The organism is Iamia sp. SCSIO 61187 (genome assembly GCF_019443745.1).
In the GTDB taxonomy this organism is placed as follows: Bacteria; Actinomycetota; Acidimicrobiia; order Acidimicrobiales; family Iamiaceae; genus Iamia.
The window spans coordinates 21,985-36,384 of the sequence record NZ_CP050949.1; the positions used below are offsets into that span (position 1 = coordinate 21,985).

At 69.6% G+C, this 14,400-nt stretch carries 13 protein-coding genes and 1 other annotated feature; of the genes, 6 read left to right on the top strand and 7 right to left on the bottom strand.

What is annotated here, in order from left to right; genetic code table 11:
* Nucleotides 1-30: 30 nt before the first annotated feature.
* The 3 genes from mobF to HC251_RS24920 all read right to left on the bottom strand — a co-directional run bounded on the left by mobF (nucleotide 31) and on the right by HC251_RS24920 (nucleotide 5,235).
* Complete coding sequence (gene mobF, locus HC251_RS24910; protein WP_219945823.1) at nucleotides 31-3,288, bottom strand: MobF family relaxase; 3,258 nt, start codon at nucleotides 3,286-3,288, stop codon at nucleotides 31-33.
* A 334-nt stretch (nucleotides 3,289-3,622) separates the two neighbouring features.
* Nucleotides 3,623-4,797, bottom strand: a protein-coding gene (locus tag HC251_RS24915) for an IS3 family transposase (protein WP_219945824.1) whose coding sequence is annotated in 2 segments (ribosomal slippage) — nucleotides 3,623-4,527 and nucleotides 4,527-4,797 — 1,176 coding nt in all. Because the reading frame shifts where the segments join, the coding sequence is not laid out codon by codon here.
* Between the two features lie 30 nt (nucleotides 4,798-4,827).
* Complete coding sequence (locus tag HC251_RS24920) at nucleotides 4,828-5,235, bottom strand: hypothetical protein (protein ID WP_219942200.1); 408 nt, start codon at nucleotides 5,233-5,235, stop codon at nucleotides 4,828-4,830.
* 148 nt (nucleotides 5,236-5,383) lie between these two features.
* Between HC251_RS24920 and HC251_RS24925 the strand changes: the two genes are divergently transcribed.
* The 3 genes from HC251_RS24925 to HC251_RS24935 all read left to right on the top strand — a co-directional run bounded on the left by HC251_RS24925 (nucleotide 5,384) and on the right by HC251_RS24935 (nucleotide 9,114).
* Nucleotides 5,384-6,076: a hypothetical protein gene (locus tag HC251_RS24925; RefSeq protein ID WP_219945825.1), complete on the top strand. Its 693-nt coding sequence runs from the start codon at nucleotides 5,384-5,386 to the stop codon at nucleotides 6,074-6,076.
* Nucleotides 6,077-6,386: 310 nt separating this feature from the next.
* A protein-coding gene (locus tag HC251_RS24930) for an IS3 family transposase (RefSeq protein WP_255566485.1) occupies nucleotides 6,387-7,639 on the top strand; the annotation gives its coding sequence in 2 pieces (ribosomal slippage) (nucleotides 6,387-6,672 and nucleotides 6,672-7,639; 1,254 coding nt in all).
* Nucleotides 6,672-6,799 (top strand) — a sequence feature (AL1L pseudoknot). It overlaps the preceding gene by 128 nt.
* A gap of 17 nt (nucleotides 7,640-7,656) precedes the next feature.
* Nucleotides 7,657-9,114 (top strand): bacterial transcriptional activator domain-containing protein, encoded by a 1,458-nt coding sequence (locus HC251_RS24935; protein ID WP_219942198.1) that lies wholly within the window; start codon nucleotides 7,657-7,659, stop codon nucleotides 9,112-9,114.
* 17 nt (nucleotides 9,115-9,131) lie between these two features.
* Here HC251_RS24935 and lgt read toward each other — a convergent pair whose 3' ends face one another.
* The 3 genes from lgt to HC251_RS24950 all read right to left on the bottom strand — a co-directional run bounded on the left by lgt (nucleotide 9,132) and on the right by HC251_RS24950 (nucleotide 12,015).
* Complete coding sequence (lgt, locus tag HC251_RS24940) at nucleotides 9,132-9,959, bottom strand: prolipoprotein diacylglyceryl transferase (protein WP_219942197.1); 828 nt, start codon at nucleotides 9,957-9,959, stop codon at nucleotides 9,132-9,134.
* Between the two features lie 100 nt (nucleotides 9,960-10,059).
* A complete protein-coding gene (locus HC251_RS24945; protein ID WP_219945826.1) occupies nucleotides 10,060-11,412 on the bottom strand; it encodes an NAD(P)/FAD-dependent oxidoreductase in 1,353 nt (450 codons plus the stop codon).
* A 291-nt stretch (nucleotides 11,413-11,703) separates the two neighbouring features.
* Complete coding sequence (locus tag HC251_RS24950) at nucleotides 11,704-12,015, bottom strand: thioredoxin family protein (RefSeq protein ID WP_219942194.1); 312 nt, start codon at nucleotides 12,013-12,015, stop codon at nucleotides 11,704-11,706.
* A gap of 54 nt (nucleotides 12,016-12,069) precedes the next feature.
* On the opposite strand from HC251_RS24950, the gene HC251_RS24955 reads away from it, so the two are divergent.
* From HC251_RS24955 to HC251_RS24965, 3 genes are all read left to right on the top strand, one after another.
* Complete coding sequence (locus tag HC251_RS24955) at nucleotides 12,070-12,483, top strand: heavy metal-responsive transcriptional regulator (protein WP_219942193.1); 414 nt, start codon at nucleotides 12,070-12,072, stop codon at nucleotides 12,481-12,483.
* A 107-nt stretch (nucleotides 12,484-12,590) separates the two neighbouring features.
* Nucleotides 12,591-12,920: a hypothetical protein gene (locus tag HC251_RS24960; protein WP_219942192.1), complete on the top strand. Its 330-nt coding sequence runs from the start codon at nucleotides 12,591-12,593 to the stop codon at nucleotides 12,918-12,920.
* Nucleotides 12,889-13,389, top strand: a complete 501-nt coding sequence (locus HC251_RS24965; RefSeq protein ID WP_219942191.1) for a hypothetical protein — start codon at nucleotides 12,889-12,891, stop codon at nucleotides 13,387-13,389. The genes HC251_RS24960 and HC251_RS24965 overlap by 32 nt, the downstream gene beginning before the upstream one ends.
* Here HC251_RS24965 and HC251_RS24970 read toward each other — a convergent pair.
* Entirely contained in the window at nucleotides 13,313-14,365 is a 1,053-nt protein-coding gene (locus HC251_RS24970) for a D-alanyl-D-alanine carboxypeptidase family protein (protein WP_219942190.1), read from the bottom strand. The two genes, HC251_RS24965 and HC251_RS24970, sit on opposite strands and share 77 nt — an antisense overlap.
* Between the last annotated feature and the right edge of the window lie 35 nt (nucleotides 14,366-14,400).

The following is a 14,400-nucleotide window of genomic DNA, read 5'->3' on the forward strand; positions in this document are numbered from 1 at the left end:
GGTGCCTAGGCCCTGGCGGGTCCGTGAACCTCACAGATGGAGTTCGGGGGGGCGCTTCGGACGACCAGCGGGTCCGTCGTCAACGTGGGCCAGCTCGTACGCCGTCAGCTCGCCGGTGGAGCGTTCAAGGCGTCGCTCGACGGCTTCGTCCGCCGAGGGGCCAGGCGCTCGCGGCAGGGCCTCTTCATCGAGCTGGTTCGCTGCTGCCGTGAGGTAGAGGTGGTTCGCCGAGCGGCCTCGGGTGATGTCGACGTAGGTCTCTGCCCGGGTCGCGGTGGGGTCGATGCGACTCGTCGACACGGCGTGGGTCGAACTTTGGACGGCGTAGCTCGTCAGCGCGTAGGCGTGGTCCAGGCCCACCTCGACACGGCCGTCTCGGTCGTGATGATCGAAGAACCTCCGGGGGACGTCGACGGTGCCGATGCCGTCGAAGGCGACTGTCAACGTGTCGCCCCCAGGATCGGTCGGGCTGTGTCGGGTAGCGGTGATGGTGCCGAGGGCCCCGTTGCGGACGTAGGCACGCCGATCGCCGGGGACGTGAAGGCTTCGATCGGGAGCCCGTGCGGTGACTCGATCGCCGATGGAGAACCGGCGGTCATCGCTGGCGGGGACCTCGTCCACCGCGACCTGGCCATGGGCTCGAAGAAGGTGGTGGGCGAGGCGGTTGAGCTGGCGTCGGGTCGCGTTGCGGCGATCGACCATCGGGTGGGCGAGCCCGGCCTGGTGGGCGTCCCACCAGCGGCCGAGGATCTGGCGGTACATGGCGAGGTCGTCGGAGGCGATGTGGAGGTGCCCGGCGGCTTCGAGGTGGTCGAGGGCTTCGCCGATTCGGCCGTCGCGGAGCGCCTCGGCTGCGGCTCGGTCGTCCGGATGGCGGACCCGGTGGGTCGTGCGCAGCTCGGGGGTCGTGGGGGGGTGTCGTTCGCACAGGACGCGGAACATGCCTCCGGCGGGCACCGCGCCGTGCTGAGCGGGATCGCCGATGAGCCGCAGCGAGGCCCCGGTGCGGGCGGCCATGGTCATGATCGCGTCGAGGTCGCGGTCGCCGATCGTCGAGGCTTCGTCGATGACGAGCACGGTCCGCGAGTCGAGGGGGAGGTCGTCGGGGTCGTCGTGGGCGAGGTACCAGGCGAGCGTCTCGCACTCGATGCCCGTCGCCGCTGCCAACGTACGAGCGGCCTCGCCCTTCACTGCTGCGCCGAGGACCCGGTGGCCGGCGGCGGCCCAGGCGTCTGCGCAAGCCGCCACAGTTGTGGTCTTGCCCGCGCCAGCACGCCCGATGGCCGCCTGGAAGCGGTGTCCGCCCGCGCACCAGGAGCGGACCAACGCGCGCTGCTCGTTGGTCAGGTGGGGGTGTCCGCCCAGGGCTGCGGTGAGCGCCGGAGCGGGCACGGCATGGCCGCTGCCATGGAGGCCTAGTTCGTAGCGGTCGGCGATGCGTTCCTGGATGCCGAGGGCCTCGACGGTCGTGTAGAGCGGTTCGCCCGAGCCGACGAGGCACACGACGTGCTCGGACGCAAGGAAGTCGTCGATCAGACGCTCGAGACGGGCGGCTCCGACGAGCAGGGGCTGCGGAGTGCCGTCCTCGTCGGGAACCGGAAGGTCGACGAGCGCTGCGACTGCGACGGACCGTGTGAACACCGAGCCCCCTTCGCAGACCCCATCCGGCGCCGCCAAGAGGGCGAACACCTCGGCGGCGTCGGGCTCGACGTCCTGGGGCGGCCGACCTCCCAGCCGCGACAGGGCATCGAGGTCGAGGCCGAGAGCGGCGGCCCGCGCCCTCCACTCGGATGTGAGCTCTGCGACCGGCGTGTGGCTCTTGGCCGGGCGGGTGCGGAGGACAATGGTCTCGATCTCCCCAGGGTGGGCGCCCCGACCGATCTCCTGTTCCAGCTCGCGGAGGGCGTCGTCGATCTCGTTGCGCCGCTTCGAGAACTCGCGCACGACGCGGTCGTCGATGCCGGCGATCTCCCATCCTCCGCGACGTCCTGGCCGCCACCGCACGCCGAGACGGGCCGACAGCTGGTGGCGCATCTCAGCCGTAGCCAGCGCGGACGCGGCCTGAGCATGGCGATAGAGACCGCGGGCGTCGAGCCCGCGGTGACTCCCGTCGGAGAGGGTGACGGCGTTAGCCACGACGTTGTGGTGGTGGGGGAAGGGGTCCAACGAGCGGGACGTCAGGTGCCGGAACGAGGCCACCATCCAACCCTCGGCCTTCACCGGGTTGCCGCCCACGCGGCCATAGGCGGCGTGCTCCTCGAGCCAGCCCATGGCCCAGTCGTTGCCGGCCTCGATCGAGCCGAGCACCGCGTCTCGCGCTGCGGTGTCACCGAGGAGCGCGAGCACGCCGAGGGACTTCTCGGTCGTCGCCGTCACGTCGTATGCCACTCGGACCGACGGCGGCCTCCGGCGTTCGAGGAAGGCGGCCAGCTCCTGGCGCGTCACCAGCCAGCGACCCTTCGTGCCTCTGTGCGCGACCAGGTAGGCACGGCGCGGCAGACGGCCGGCAGCAAGGCGTCGCTCGATCTCCGGTCCGTCGTCCTCGTAGCGACAGGCCAGCTGGCGGAGGTAGCGGGTCGTGACCCCGGCGAGGCGGGCGGCCTCGGCGATCGGCAGCTGGTCGCCGTCGTCGCCGAGCGCCCGAACTACGTCGGGATCGGTTCCGGCGCTACGAGCGACGTCGCACGACGCCAGCTCTGCTTCGGTCACCCATCGGTGTCCATCCGCGAGGATCGGCACCAGATACGAGCCTCTGACCTGGGACATCGTGCGCGCACGATCGCGAGCACGACTGAGCGCACGATCCTCCACGCCGTCGTCTTCGGCCGGCGCTGCGAGTTGAGCCACGGCGAGCGCCGCCCCGACATACAACATCCGACCCACCTCTGACCGGGTCAACCCGAGGGCGGCAGCGGCGTCCGCCTCGTCGTACAGGTGCATGCCTTCCGGCGTGGTCAGCGTGTGGCGACCCACGCCGAGGTCGTGTCGACGTCCCGCTGAGCCCTGGGCCGTGATCAGACGTTCGCCGGTCCCGGGATCACGGCCCGATAGCACCGCAGCGAAGTCGTCCGTGCGCACCCGGCCTCGGAGGCCTGCCAGCTCGGCTGCCCGCCCGGACCAGCGCCCTGGCTCCTCGCCGCTGTCGGCGTAGTACCTCGACGGACCGTCGGCCCCAGACGACGGACGGCCGGCGCTCGCCGCCCGGGGCTGGAGGTACCGGACGATGCCATCGACCACCTGCGCGATAGCGCTCCGACCCCCGCCGAGCGGGGTGACGGTGAACTTCACCGGACGGCTTGGCGACGGCGGTCGGCGGGTTCCCCGAAGGGGAACCCGCAAATGTGTGCCTGTCGTATCTGCTGGGTCGGTGGGGAGGTGGATGGGCGGGTGTGTGGGTGGCTGTTCGGTCGTGGTGGGGTCATGGTTCGAGGTGTCTGGATGGAGTGGTGGTGTTGGGTCGGTGTTCTGGTGGTCGGCGGGATTGGATGCGGTCGAGTCGGGTGGTGAGCTGAGCTGCTGGTGTCGTGGAGGTGAGGCCGGCGATGTGCCGGTCGAGCAGCTCGGTGTGCATCCGGCGGGACCTGACCTTCCCCCGGTTCTCCGGACGGGGTTGGTGTGGTGATCATGCCGCGGTGGCGGCGGGGGTGTGGGCTCGTTCGTAGGCGATGGGGCTGAGGTAGCCGAGGGCGGAGTGGCGGCGGGTGGGGTTGTAGAAGGCTTCGATCCAGTCGAACAGGGCGGTGGCGAGCTCGTCTCGGGTGGCCCAGCGGCGGCGGTCGAGCAGCTCGATCTGCATGGACCCGAAGAAGCTCTCGGCCATGGCGTTGTCGAGGCCGCAGCCGATGCGGCCCATGGAGCCGAGGAGGCCGGCTTGGCGGAGCCGGTGGCCGAAGGCCCAGGAGGTGTATTGGGCTCCGCGGTCGGAGTGAACCACGGTCCCGGCCGCTGAGCGGCGGCGCCAGCGGGCCATGTCCAAGGCATCGACGACGATGTCGGCTTCGATGCGTTCAGAGATCGACCAGCCCACGACGCGCCGGGACCAGGCGTCGAGGACCACGGCGAGGTAGACCCAGCCTTGGTCGGTGCGGTGCTGGGTGATGTCGGTGACCCAGAGCCTGTCGGGCCCGGTCGGGTGGAACTGGCGACGGACCAGATCGTCGTGCACGGCCGGCGCCGGTCGTCGGCGGGTGCCCTTGCGGCGATGGACCCCGCAGATCCCTGACTGGCGCATCAGCCGCTCGACGCGCTTGCGACCGCAGCGCAGGCCCATGCCGAGGCGGAGCTCGGCATGGACCCGAGGCGAGCCGTAGGTGCCCCTCGAAGCAGCGTGGATGTCCTGGATCGTGGCGGTCAGCTCAGCATCGGCGAGCGCACGGGCCGATGGTGGCCGGTTCCGCCAGTCGTAGAACCCCGACGGCGACACGTTGAGGACCCGGCAGGCGACCCTGATCGGTACGCCCTCGATCGCCAGCTCGGCGATCACCGGGAACATCATTTTGGGAGGACGTTCTCCCGAGCGAAGTAGGCAGCGGCGCGCTTGAGGATCTCGTTCTCGAGCTCCAGACGGCGCTTCTCCCGGCGTAGCTCAGCCAGCTCAGACCGCTCACCGGTGGTGAGTCCCTCGCGGCGGCCTTCGTCGACGTCGGCCTGGGCGACCCAGTTGCGCAGGCACGACTCCGAGATGCCCAGCTCCATGGCCAGGTCCTTCACCGGTCGCACACGCTGGCCGTCGTCATCGACCTGGCGGGCTAGCTCAACAGCACGACGCCGGAACTCCGGCGGATGAGGCAACGGCACTCGAGGCTCCCTTCGGCAAGGACATCGTCCTCACACGATCGGTGTCCGAGCAACCGGGGGAAGGTCAGACCACTCCGGCAGTCGCCGGAGTTGGTGGGTGTCCAGGGGGCGCACCTGGCGGAAGACCTCCCACTGGCCGTCCGCTGCTTGGCGGGCGAAGCGGTAGCGCACGAGGCGATCCAGCGTTCGCGAGAGCGGGCTGTGCTCGCCCCGCCCCGTGCCGACGCCGAGGGAGCGGGAGAGCTCACCGAAGTCGATGCGCGCCGGCTCGGCCTCGGCCCAGAGCGCCGGTAGGCGCCGGAGCAAGGCGGTCGACGTCGGCCCGAGCACCGGTGCCCAGCACCGCTCGACGTAGGCGTGCTCGAGGTCGAAGCCGGCGCGCGCGACCCGGGGGTCCGGGTGGCCCGCCGGCGAGATGGTGATCAGGTGTCGTTCCACGGCTCGCTAGGCCGTCGACCCCACGCCGATCCCTCATCGGAGAGACGTGATCGTGCGGGAACCTTCGCGAGCACGACTCGTCTCACGACGGTTCGCACGATGCCTCCATCAGACCCTCCCCGTGCTCATCGACACGAGGAGGCCACCGATGGCTCGAATCGCACAGGACCTGGATCAAGAGTGGGACCGCATCGCCACCGGCCCCGCCGCCCGCCGCGCCGTCATCCGGTGGGCCAACACGCACGAGGCCTTGGCGGGGCTCGTCGACCTCGACGACGTCCTCGCCGCTCGCCGCGACGCCGACCGGGCCAACCCAGTCCTCCGGGCGCTGGTGACCATGGCGGCCGACGACGACCTCGCCGCCCGGACGCTGCTCCAGGCCCTCCTCCCCGGCCTCGTCCACCTCGGCCGCACGACGGGCAACGACGATCACAACGCCATCGAGGAGCTGGTCTCAATCGCCTGGGAGCGGATCCGCACCTACCCCGTCGACCGGGAAGGGAGAGTCGCCGGCAACGTCCTGCTCGACGTGAAGAAGCGCTACCGGGCGCACCGCCGGATCGAGGCTCCGGGCGAGTGGGCGGAGATGGTGTCCGACCCACCGTCACCGACTCGCACGCCCGAGGACGAGGTCATCGCTCGCTCGGTGTTCGAGCAGCTCCGCGTCGCCGAGGTCGAGGGTCACGTCATGCCCAGGGCGGCCTCGATGATCGTGCGGACGAGGGTCCACGGCGAGACGCTCGTGGAACTCGCTCGTGAACAGGGCACCACACCCGCCGCCATCGGCCAGCGCCGCTGGCGGGCCGAGCGCCGCCTTCGCGAGCTGCGGCTCGTCGGGTGAGCTTGGAACCAGCCCGCCGAGCCGGTCGTCACATCGTGCGTCCCCCGACGAGGTGCGTCATGCGCGGCTCCTGCCTTCTCATGACATCTCATGTATGCCCCATCACACCCTTGGGTAGTGCTGAGGCGTCCCGCCTTGCGAGGACTCAACCCGCTTCGGTGCGGGGTGACACGTCGGATGCTCCGTGGTCGATGCTCCCAACCCCGTCCTCCCGTCCACGGAGTGGCCGACGCCTGATCGATCGGGCAACCGGGGAGAGTGAACCGCCCCGGGTCTTGTGGAGGCATTGATCCCACGGAAAGGTGGAGTCATGCCAGCACCGAGGAAGTACCCGGCCGAGCTGAGGGAGCGGGCCATGCGGCTCGTGAGGGAGGCCCAGGAGCAAGATCCTGAGCTGTCATTGAACGCTGCGGTGGTCCGGATCGGCCAGCGGGTCGGGGTCAACAAGGACACGTTGCGGGGTTGGTGCAAGCAGGCCGACATCGACGCCGGCCGCCGGCCCGGCACCACGACCTCGGATTCCCAGCGGATCAAAGATCTCGAGACTGAGGTCCACGAGCTCAAGCGGGCCAACGAGATCTTGTTGGCGGCGTCGAGTTTCTTCGCGAGGGAGCTCGACCCTCGACTGCCTTGGTAGTCGTCTTCATCGACGACCACCGCGACCGCTTCGGGGTCGAGCCGATCTGCCGCGTCCTGGCCGCCCACGGCGTGGCGATCGCCCCGAGCACCTACTACGCGGCCAAGACCCGCCCGCCCTCGGCACGCCAGATCGCCGATGATGCGTTGGTCGTCGAGATCAGGCGCGTGCACTTCGAGGTCGGTCGTGGCGTCTACGGGGCCCGGAAGGTCTGGCACCAGCTCCGTCGCGAGGGCCACGAGGTTGCCCGTTGCACCGTCGAGCGGTTGATGCGCGCTGAGGGTCTGCAAGGCGCACGCCGGGGTCGCAAGGTCCGCACGACCAGCGCCGACGACGCAGCGGTGCGGCCCCCGGATCTGGTGAAGCGGGACTTCACCGCCCCAGCGCCGAACCGGCTCTGGGTCGTGGACTTCACCTACGTGGCCACGTGGGCCGGCATGGCCTACACGGCGTTCGTGACCGACGTGTTCTCGAGGCGGATCGTTGGCTGGCGCACCGCAACATCGATGCCCACCGAGCTGCCGCTCGACGCGTTGGAGATGGCCATCTGGACCCGCGACGGCCACCGCCTCGACGGCCTCGTGCACCACTCCGACGCTGGAAGCCAATACACATCGATCCGCTACGCCGAGCGCCTCACCGACGCGGGAGCCGTCGCGTCGATCGGGACCGTCGGGGACTCCTACGACAACGCCTTGGCCGAGTCGGCCATCGGCCTCTACAAGACCGAGCTCGTCCACCGTGACGGCCCCTGGCGAACCGTCGGAGACCTCGAGCTGGCCACCCTCGGCTGGGTCCACTGGTTCAACGAGACCCGCCTCCACAGCAGCCTCGGCTACGTGCCGCCCGTCGAGTTCGAGAACGACCACTACCGTCAACTGAACACCCAGGATCGCCCGATCCTGGGACAACCAGCCCTCCACTGAACCCGGGGCGGTTCAGTGTGTGGACGCTGGACCAGACCATCGACCTCCCGCCCGGCGACATCTCCGCGGTGCCGCTCCTCGTCACACTGGGACAGCCTGACGACGACGGCCAGGTCTATGTCGACCTCGAGGCCGAGGGGCTGGTGAGCCTCATCGGCGACGGCCAGGCGAGCCGGGAGCTGGCGCGGTCGATGGCCATGGAGCTGCTGCTCCGCTCGACCGCCGACGCCCCCGAGGTCTTCGTGGTCGGCGAGCTGCTCGACCCGAGCGTCACCCAGGGCTTCGACCACGCCACCGTCGTGGACGACTGGGACGCCATCGCAGCAGACCTCGGCGTGTGGGTCGAGCAGACCCACCGGGCGATCGAGACCAACGGCTGGGGCAACGGGTTCGTCGGCCGTGGAGCCGACCCGGCTCACGATGTCCTCGCCCCGCTGGCCGTCATCGCTGCGTCGGCGCCACCGCAGGGCGTGCTCGATGCGCTGACGACCTGTCGGCCATCGACCGTCGGTGTGGTCGTCGTCGGCGCCGTCGATGCTCCGGCGACGACCATCGAGTGCCGGGCCGGCGTGGTGACCGTCCCCGCCCTCGGTCTCACCTGCACAGGCCAGATGGTCGACACCGAGGGCGCCGCGGACATCGCTCGTCTCGTGCGCTCCGCGGAGGCGGTCGAGCTGCCTTGGCCAGATCCCGACGAGGAGCCCGAGCCCGACCCCGGCGAGACCGAAGGCGACGAGGTCGACACCTCGGAGCCGGAGTACGACGTCCTCGTCCGCCTCTTGGGCGACATCACGATCGAGGGCGGCCGCAAGGGCATCGCGCCCAAGCCGACAGCCGTGATCGCCTACATCGCCATCCACCGGTCAGTGTCCTCGGAACAGCTCCAGGACGCCTGCTGGAGCGAGCCGGGCCTGGCCGACCACCGTCGCCGGCTGCGTGACCTCATGTCACAGTGCCGAGCCGGGGTTGGGACGAACCACCTCCCGACCTCGCACGACGGGCGATACAGCGCCGGGCCACGGCTCGTCACCGACACGGAGCTGTTCGAGCGGCGTGTTGCTCGGGCCGCCAACCTTCCGCCAGCCGAAGCGGCCGACGTCTACCGGGAGGCCCTGGGCCTCGTGACCGGAAAGGTGTTCAGCTACCCGAGTCGGGCCCGGTCCTCGTACACCTGGATCGACGTCGAGAACCTGGTGAACCGGTGGGAAGTGCGCATCGCCGGGGTCGCCCAGCAGTGCGCCGAGACGTACATCGACCTCGGCGAGCCGGAGGCTGCCGCCGATGTCCTTCACTCGGTCACCGCCGCCCTGCCCCTCCACAGCGGTCTGGCCGAAGCACTGATGCGTGCGCACGCAGCCGCCGGCAACCGCCAGGCCGTGCTAAGCGCCTACGCCGCCTACATCAAGGGCCTCGACGATCTCGACCTCGACGTCGAGGACTCCGTCCAAGCCACCTTCGACGAGCTGACGGGCTAGGAGGCTGAGAGCCGCGATCACGATGTGGAGGGGGTGCTGTCGTCGAGTGCGGCAGGCGAGCCATCCCTGCGGTGGATGAGCCACCAGACAGCCAGGACCGCTCCGGCCGCGGCGCTCACCCAGATGTTCACGCGGACCCCGGCGATCAGAGAGGCTTCGTCGATCCTGAGCGCCTCGACCCAGAGACGGCCGGCGGCGTATCCGGCGACGTACAGGGCGAAGATCCGTCCCGGCGGCCCGTCAGGTCGGCGCCTTCCGTAGAGGACCAAGGCGCCCGCAAGTGCGAGGTTCCACAGGGCTTCGTAGAGGAACGTGGGGTGGAAGGTCGCGTCATTGAGGTAGCCATCGGGTCGCCGGGAGGCGTCGATCCGCAAACCCCAGGGCAGGTCCGTCGGACGGCCGAACAGCTCCTGATTGAACCAGTTGCCCAGCCTTCCGATGGCCTGGGCGATGGGGATCGCTGGGGCCGCAACGTCAAGCAGCTCGGCCGCGGGCAGATCTCTGCGGCGGGCGACCAGGACACCGGCCACGACCCCGGCGAGCAGCCCACCCGGGATGCCGAGTCCGCCTTCCCAGACCTTGAACGCATCGAGCCAGCGACCCTCGAAGCGCTGGTAGTCGGTGAGGACGTGGTACGCCCGGGCGCCCACCACACCGACCGTCACGGCCCATACCGCCAACCCTGAGATGTCGCTGGGATCGCCACCGCGAGCCGCCCAGCGTCGCTGGGCGATGACCACGCCCACGATGACACCCAAGCCGATCGCCAGCCCATAGGCCCGTATGGTCAACGGGCCGAGCTCGAGCGCGTTCTGACTTGGGCTTGGGATGGCGCTCAGGACCACTTCGGTACGATCATGGCGAAGCGGGCGCGGGACCGAGGCCAGGGTGCGACGCGACGCGGCGAAGGCGAGCAGGGCCCTTTCGAACGCAAGATCGGCGCCGTCATAGCATGGAGCCGAGGTCCGACGTGACGGTCGGGTAGGCGGCGGTCATCGACTTCAGCTGCCTGGTGGTGAGTCCAAGCTTGATGGCGAGGGCGCAGAAGTTGATGAGCTCGCCGTACTCGGGCCCGAGCATGTGGGCACCGACGATGGTGTCGGTCGAGGTGTCGACGAGGATCTTCGCTGCTGCGGTCGTCTCGCCGGTGCGGTAGTTCGAGTACCAGTCGGCGGTGTCGGTGTAGCGGATGTCGAGATCGATGTCCTTCTGCCTGGCGTCTGCTTCGAGCAGTCCCACCCTGGCGAGCTCGGGGATCGTGAAGACGGCCGTGGGCACCCCGTGGTAGTCGGGAACGATGGTCGTGTTCTTGAGCATGTTCGATGCTGCGACCTTGCCTTCGATCACGGCGACCGGGGTCAGGGGCATGCCGGGGGTGTCGGCTGAGTCGCCGGCTGCGAAGACGCGTGGGTTGGTGGTGCTCTGGAGGTGGCCGGCGACACTCACGCCTCTCTCGCCGTGGGCGACGCCTGCGGCGTCGAGCTCAAGTCTCGATAGTTCTGGGCTGCGGCCTGCGCCGTGTACGACGAGGTCGGTCTCGATCACGGTTTGGTCGCCGGCGCGATCAACGGTCACGCGGTAGCCCGAGCCGGTCGATTTGATCGAGGTGACGACGGTTTGGCGGTGAACGTCGATCCCTACGGCCGAGCTGCGGGCGACCAGGAGCTCGACGAGATCGGGATCGAAGCCTTTGAGAGGGCGTTCGCCGCGATCGATGATGACCGGTCGGCTGCCGGCCCGGGCTGCGATGTGCGCGAACTCGAATGAGATGAAGCCGCCGCCGATGAACAGGATCCGGGTAGGAAGGCTGGCCAGGTTCAAGAAGTCGGTGCTGTCGAGCAGGTGGTCGGCGCCTGGAAAGTCCATGGTGTTCGGGCGTGCTCCGGTGGCGATCAGGAAGTGTGTCGACTCGACCGTGTCGCCGTCGATGTCGAGCAGGTGCGGCGCAGTGAACGCCGCTGTGCCGTGGAACGTCTCGACGCCGTTGCGGATCAGCCCCTGTTCCATGCTCTGCGGAGCCGGGTCGGTGAATCCGTGCTTGTGCTTCATCAGGTCAGACCAGTTGATCGTCAACCCGGCGGAGTCGATGCCTTTGCCGCTCATGAGCCTGGCGCTGTCGATGATCTCGGCGCCCCGGCGCAGGATCTTCTTGGGGTCGCAGCCCCGCAGCGCACAGGTGCCCCCGTAGGGGAGCTCGTCGACGATCGCGACACGCCAGCCTTCGGACGCGCATTTGTTGGCCGCCGCGCCGCCGGCCATGCCCGCACCGATCACGACCAAGTCATACGAGGTCGTCATCTCGCGGTCGGTCGTGTCGAGGGGCGAGTCGCCGGCGAGGGCAATCGGGCATGTTCTGCGCTCGGCGTCGAGGTGAGCTCAGCAGGCCCTTGACACCGGTCGCGTTGTCGACCGCGCCGGCGGAGCCCGATCGCCGTGACGGCGACGGCGGCGGCGGCGGCGATCAAGGTCCAATGGCCCACCGACAGCCCAGCGATGACCCCGGCCACGCCGACCGGGACCAGGATGGAGAACGCGCAACAGATGCCCATGGCGGCGCCCATGCCGATGAAGCCAACGGGGGTCTTGCGATCAGCCACGGGTCATCACCGCTCGCAGCTGGCTCAGGGTGGGGGACCCAGCCGGGCCATCAGGGGTCTGATACACCCGGCAGGACAAGCCGACCCGACCGCCGGGATCATCTTCGGGCTGGGCGAAGACGTCGACCCCGTCCACGAGGATGCTGGGCGAGCCATGGAAACCGACCCGCGCTGCATCCTCGGGGGTGCTGACCAGTTGTCGCGTGATCGTCACGTCCGGCAGCTCTCGGGCGACCTCAGCGAGATGGCCGTCGGCCACCTTCCAGTTCGGGCAGTCGGCGAAGTAGAGCAGCGTCACGTCCATCACCGGACCGTAGACCTTGATCTGCGGATCAAGGTCAAGCGGTAGGATCGGGCAATGCGGATCGGTGAGTTGGCAGATGCAGTGGGGGTGCCCCCCGAGACGGTGCGGTTCTACGAGCGGCGAGGGCTGCTCCCCGAACCGGAACGAGCGACGAACGGCTACCGGCTGTACCACGACGCTGCGTTGCACCGGCTGCGATTCATCCGCACGGCACAAGCCTCCGGGCTGACGCTCGCAGAGATCGGTACCATCATCGACCTCCGCGACGAGGGCACCGTGCCGTGCAGCCACGTCGGATTGCTCCTCGAGACCAAACTCTCCGAGGTCCAGCAACGCCAACGGCACCTCGCAGCAGTCGAAGCCGAACTTCACCAACTCCTCCGGCGCAGCCGCTCCCTCGACCCCTCCAAGTGCGGCGACGACGACGTCTGCCACATCCTCACGATCGACGGAGACGACACGAAATAGGGTCAACGCTGCATGCCAACGGCCGTTGCTGACGGCGCCGTAGGGCAGCCTCGATGGCGATACGCCGGGAGCCACCACCAGACCTTGCACACCCTCGCCGGGGTCAGGTGGAAGATCGGTTGGCTTGGGTCTTCCTGCCGGACGTAGTCGATCAGGCGGCGGGTACCCGGTCCCGAGTCGGGCAGCTCATCGGCGAGACGGTCGAGGACGGCAAGCTCATCGCTCCGGGTGATGAGGTCTGCGATGCGCTGGTTGATTTCGGCCACCTCCCGTCGAAGGACCTCGCGGACGAAGCCAAACGGTTCGAGCAGCGGGGACGACCCCTCGGCTGGTTGTTCGCAGCGATGGCCGGCGGGACCGCCTTCGGCCCCAGCCTTGGCGTGCTCGCCGAGCCGTGCTCGGCTGGTGCGGCCTGTTCCTCACGGTGTCCGCACTGAGCCAGCGGCCCTAGCCATCCTCTACGTCCAACGGGACCAACTGGGCGACCGGCCAGCCCGGCAGACGGCCAGCCTGGCCGGCCTGGCCGGCTACCGGTCGCTGCTCGGCAGCGGACGCGGGCGACGCACCTACAGCTACGTGCTCGTCAACTCGACGTTCCACTCCGGGCCCTACACCTGGTTCGGGCTGTACTTCGTCGAGCGCTACGACCTCGGCGAGGTCGGCATCGCGCCCGCCATCCTCGGCTACGGCATCCCCGGCTTCGTGTTCGGCACCACCATCGGGCGTGCCGCCGACAGGCACGGCCGCGGTCGCATCCTTCCCCTCGGCCTCGCCGTCGCCGCCGTCGGAGCCCCGGCGCTCGTGCCCACAACCACCGTCGTCGTCGCCGCTAGTTGCCGTCGATGCTCCAGTGCCAGGGCTCGCTGGACAACGGGTGGAGGCCGAAGCGGATGGCGTTGGCGTTGAGCCAGCTCCAGCACGCGGTCGATCGGGTCGAGCAGGCGTCGAAGTCGATCGCCAGGCCCTGCTCGTGCTGTGAGGTGCCGGGTCGGGCGGTCGGTGGCGAGCACTGCGAGGACGGCATCTCGTAGATCGCGTAGTGGCTGGTGCCGCAGTGGGCCCTGCGAAGGGCGATCTGCTCGGCCGGGTCCCGATACGAGCTGCCGGTGAGCGGAACTCCTTCGGCTGCCGCGGCGGCGAGGAGCGAGCGGACCTGATGCGCCCACGCGGCATTGGTCGGGCCGACTCCCTCGACATCGACGAGCTGCACGTCGCCGCTGCCCGATGTGGGTGACGTGTCGGCGGCCTCGTAGCGCCGGGCGGCCTCGAGCACGTCGTCCGCGTAGGCCTCGGAGTGGTTGTAGGCCCAGAGGCCGCGGCGCCAGTCGCTCTCGGTCGCCATGGGCGAGCCGCTTGCGCAGAGGTAGCCGGCGGCGGCCAGGGCGGCGTCGTAGAGGTTGTGAGGATCGGCGGCGCCGTCGTCGTTGCCGTCTGCGCCGTAGGCCCGCCAGGTGCTGGGGATGAACTGCATCGGACCGACCGCATGGTCGACTGTGCTCGAGCCGTCCCACCGTCCACCGTCCGTGTCGTCGCCGAGCTGGGGCAGAGGGATCCCGATGATCGGTGGGCGGACATCCCCGTTGCCGCTCGCGGTCGCACCCCCGTGGGTGCCGTGTCCGCTTTCGACCTCGCCCACGCCGGCGAGAAGGGACGGAGGGATCGAGCAGGGCGGTGAGAACGAGGGAGCGGCGGCCGCAGCTCGCTGGTAGGCCTCGGCGGCGACCGGCGGAACGCCCTCCAGGCCGGCGCCGGCCGGTCCGAAGCCGAGCTCCGGGCGGTCGAACAACCCGCTGACCGTCAGGACGGGCAGGCCGATCGTCGCGGCCAGCAGGGCGATGAGCGCCGTCGCGCTCGTGACTCCGATGGTCTTCCCCGTGGGCATGACGGCCTAGGCCGGCCGGCTGGCGATTTCTGCCG